Below are 3912 nucleotides of genomic sequence, written 5' to 3'. Positions count from 1 at the left end.
CAAGTGAAGATGGTTGCCTTTCCAATGGATTAAATGGGCATGCTTATCCTTTAAATTATCAAAAATCAGCCTACCTGTCTTTCTGTTCAGTTTATAGAGATGGGCTGTCCCCGCTGTCATTTTCAAAAAGGCTAGATCTTTCTTGACCTTTAATTCTAAAATCTCTGGAGAGCCAGCCAGAGGAAGCTTATGCATCTGATGATGAAAATGTTCAGGAGAAAAAGAGGAGCGCAGCTTTCCAAGAACATACTTTTTCTTATAAATCTTTTTCCAGCCGAAGCGTGAAGTTTTAATTTGGGTAAGGTTGCTCCAGCGGCGGCAAAATAGCTTTTTCCATAAAAAAGGGTCTTCTGCTAGCTGCTTCCAGGGCTTACTGACTAAAGCGGCCATGCCTAAATCTTTTTCTGGCAACAAACTAAAGATAGCTACTTGTAGCTCATTAGGTAGATGATTAAAGCTAGGATTGAAATTTACTCCCATCGCTTTTTCCTTTTTCATTCAAATTAAGGTTAAAAAATCAAACAGAGAGATTATTAAACGATTATTTAATAACAGGCATACTATAAAATAGATATTTGCATCAAACAATAATGATCTATATATACAATCATTCAAAATATCCCTCTTAGAGACATTCTCTGAATTAATTTATGGCTCTATTCTTCTTACCATCAGACGTATCATAGCTAAATAGAGGAACGCTTGGCTGGTGTTTGGTAAGGCCTCATAATCCTTACTTAATCTGCGGCATTTGCCAAACCAGGCAAATGTTCTTTCTACTATCCATCTTTTTGCTTGTAGATGAAATCCTTTTAGCTTAGATCTTTTAATGATTGTTAAATCAATACTATGTAAAGCTGCTTCTAATTTCATCTCTTCCCCGCTATATCCTGTATCGGCAAATATTTTTTTGAACATACAACTTTTCCCTGGAGATAATAAAATAACGCTTTTGACCCATCTCTGTCGCTACAAGCTGCGCTGCTTACTACACTTGCTATTAACACTCCTAAGTGATCCACCAATAGGTGTCTTTTCCTACCTTTAACTTTCTCGTCATCTTCATATCCACAAAGCCCTTTTTTTCAGTTGTTTTGACACTTTGGCTATCGGCTATAGCAGCACTTAAGTTCCGCTAACTTGCCTTAAGCTTTGGCAAAGCGATCGCCTTGACTGTCTCTAAGATGCATTCATACTCTTTATTAAATAGTAATATTTAATCAACCCATAAATTAAATAAAGTTATTTTATTATTTTATTAATATTTAATATTGTTAATTTAAATTATTATCTAGATAATATATAATAAAGTTAATTAATAAGATAATTTAATAAAAAAAGAGTTATAATGAATATTAACACTTCTAGCTCATCTTCACCTTCTCCCCCAGCTCCTCCACCAGAAAGGAATACTGCGGAAAAAAAGAGTAATAAATTAGAGGAAAAAACTGAAAAATCTAGTAATAAAATTGCTAGAATTTCCGCAGCCAACATTTCTCCTCATTCTACCACTCCCGCTGCTTTACTAAGCGATCATACTTTCAATGAGAGCAGCGGAGAAAAAGAAATGGAAAGCCGCATCAATATAGCAAGAGAGCAGCAACCTTTATTATTTCTAGCTACTTACATAGCCTGGGACCCTTCTCGTACACGTGAAGTGGTAATTAATGGTCGAGAGTTCATTCCATTTTTTGCAGGGAGCCTTGCAGAGAAGAAAGGACTTTCTCAAGAACTTGGGGTATTGATACAGTCGATAGACAACTGGAACAATTCTGATCGCCTTGATAAGGCTAAGCTTCCTAAGCTTATTGAAATGCATGCTAAAGCTCGCCTACTTCTTTTTTTTCATTTATGTGTAGCCTACCACAATTCTCGCTGCTTCCCTGAGTGGATGCCAGCTAAATTTCAATTATACCAAGGCTCTTCACCTGATGAAGCTTGCCACCACTCGATATTTGCAGAAATTGAAGATAATTATCTTGAAGGCCTTAAAAATACATTCATAGAAGCTATTAGAAACTTAATAGAAGAAAAAAAAGAAATTCCCTCTGTTCTAATGGATAGGCTGCAGGACTTAGGAGTTTCTAAAGAAAATGTAGAAGAAATAGTAAAAATTATCCAGGAAGAAAGAAGCGAGCTTTATCTACAAATAAATGAATTATGGAAGAGTGCATTCCCCCACCCTTATAACCTATCATTATTTAATAAGCAGAAAGCATTTTATTATTTAAACAATCACACTTTAATAGCACCTTCAGAATTAAATAAAGTGGATGATTTTATAGAAGCCAATGGTCGCCCAGAGGCCATTAAATTCCTCCGAGAGGTAGCCAATGGAAAGATGGCGCCTAGAGAGGCTACACAAGAATTAGGTCGCTACCTAACCAGGTTACTAGAAGAACATGAGCTAGCAGGAGACAGAGAAAGGGAGACACTAGAATTACTAAGAGGAAATTTGTTCCAGTGGAGTAGATTCTCTAAGCTTATATCTTCGATAGATCATTCCTCTGTTATTAAACAAATAGAATTCATCCATGAGGCTTATAGCTGGATAAATGCTCTGCACGAGCAATCTCAGTATCTTAGTGCAAGATATAAAGGCAATGAAGCTCTAAATCACTTCGTCCAAGCTTTACAAAGAGTAACTACCTACGATTATAAACCTTTAATGAATTCGTATGCTTCTATTCAGCATTATAATAAATTAATAGAGAGAGAAGCGACAGCTATCAAGGAAAAAGAAGTAGAGCTAGATAAGTTTAGACAAGAGGCCATACAATTAGATAAGGAATACAATAAAAATCGAGAAGCTATAGGAACCCCACAGGAGTTAAGAGTAGAAATAAAAAACTTAAAAAAGCAGATAGAAGAATTCAAATCCACTCTAGAACTTTCAGAACAAAATCAATTAGAGGCAGGGATAGGAGTAGAAGAAAAAGAATTAATGGAAAAAAAATTAGAAAAATTGAAAGCAAAACTTCTAAGCAAACAAAACACATTAAGTGAATACGAAAGGGCGAAAAAGAAAGCTGAAAAAGCTAGCTTCTCCTATAAGATAGCAAAAAAAGAAATACCAGAGACCATTGAGAGATATGAGGAAGGGATTAAACATTTAAAACAAGGCATGCAGCAAGCTATTGAAGAGATGCTTCATAATGAAGAGAAAGACAGAAGGATTCCTCAAATTTTAAATGATCTACATCTTTTCTTCGCGAACACTCGACTAGATATTCCGGTAATGATAAGTGAACTTAAACAAGCATTACTAAGATACCAAACATATGTTGAATTACAATCTAAAGCTACCCAGCAGCTAACGGAGCAGATAGGGAATACTTCCGAAGAAGAGTCAAATCTTCAGGACTTACAAATATTTTTAATTAAACCCCTTAGGCCTCACAGTCCCTCCTCTTAGCTTAAGAGAAAGGATGGAAGGCCACAAGCAAACGGCCTTTCATTCTTATCCTTATCTTGAGAAATACTTCCCTTTTTTGGACCAATGATCCCATTAAACTTCCATTGCTCTAGCCAGCCATCGGTATCACAACTGGCTACGCTTCGTTTGTTAGAATAAAAGCTTCTCAATTTGGCAATTACTTCTTCAGCTTTTCCTGGCCGCTTAGCATAGAGGCGTTTCCTATCTAGATCAGTAAAAGAAAGTGGGTGCATTTCAAAAAAGAAGTCTGGATTAGCCGCCGTAATACAGTATTCCTTGCCCACCTGAAGAAATCTAATAGCACGAAAAGTCATCAATTTCTCTCTTATGAATTTTCCATTAGCAGACTCATAACAGGCAATTGTTCCATCGCTAAACCCGACCACTAATTGGCTTTGATTATAGTCGCAAACCGTAAGCTTAACTTGGCTTTTCTTGAGGTACTTATCTGAAGGTAAAGGCTCAAGCTCTCCTTC

At 36.3% G+C, this 3912-nt stretch carries 4 protein-coding genes; 1 reads left to right on the top strand and 3 read right to left on the bottom strand.

Going from position 1 to position 3912, the window contains the following annotated elements; all coding sequences use genetic code 11:
* Positions 1-480, bottom strand: a 480-nt coding sequence (locus NEOC65_RS02795; protein WP_213155652.1) for an F-box protein, incomplete at its 3' end; no start/stop codon positions are given.
* 168 nt (positions 481-648) lie between these two features.
* A complete protein-coding gene (locus NEOC65_RS02790; protein ID WP_213155651.1) occupies positions 649-918 on the bottom strand; it encodes a transposase in 270 nt (89 codons plus the stop codon).
* A 430-nt stretch (positions 919-1348) separates the two neighbouring features.
* Here NEOC65_RS02790 and NEOC65_RS02785 point away from each other — a divergent pair, with 430 nt between their 5' ends.
* Positions 1349-3415 (top strand): hypothetical protein, encoded by a 2067-nt coding sequence (locus NEOC65_RS02785; protein ID WP_213155650.1) that lies wholly within the window; start codon positions 1349-1351, stop codon positions 3413-3415.
* Here NEOC65_RS02785 and NEOC65_RS02780 read toward each other — a convergent pair.
* Positions 3412-3912, bottom strand: a 501-nt coding sequence (locus NEOC65_RS02780; protein ID WP_213155649.1) for a hypothetical protein, incomplete at its 5' end; no start/stop codon positions are given. The two genes, NEOC65_RS02785 and NEOC65_RS02780, sit on opposite strands and share 4 nt — an antisense overlap.

The organism is Neochlamydia sp. AcF65 (assembly GCF_018342435.1).
Classification (GTDB): domain Bacteria; phylum Chlamydiota; class Chlamydiia; order Chlamydiales; family Parachlamydiaceae; genus Neochlamydia.
Note: the sequence above shows the minus strand (reverse complement) of the source record. Positions and strands in the feature narration are given on the sequence as shown.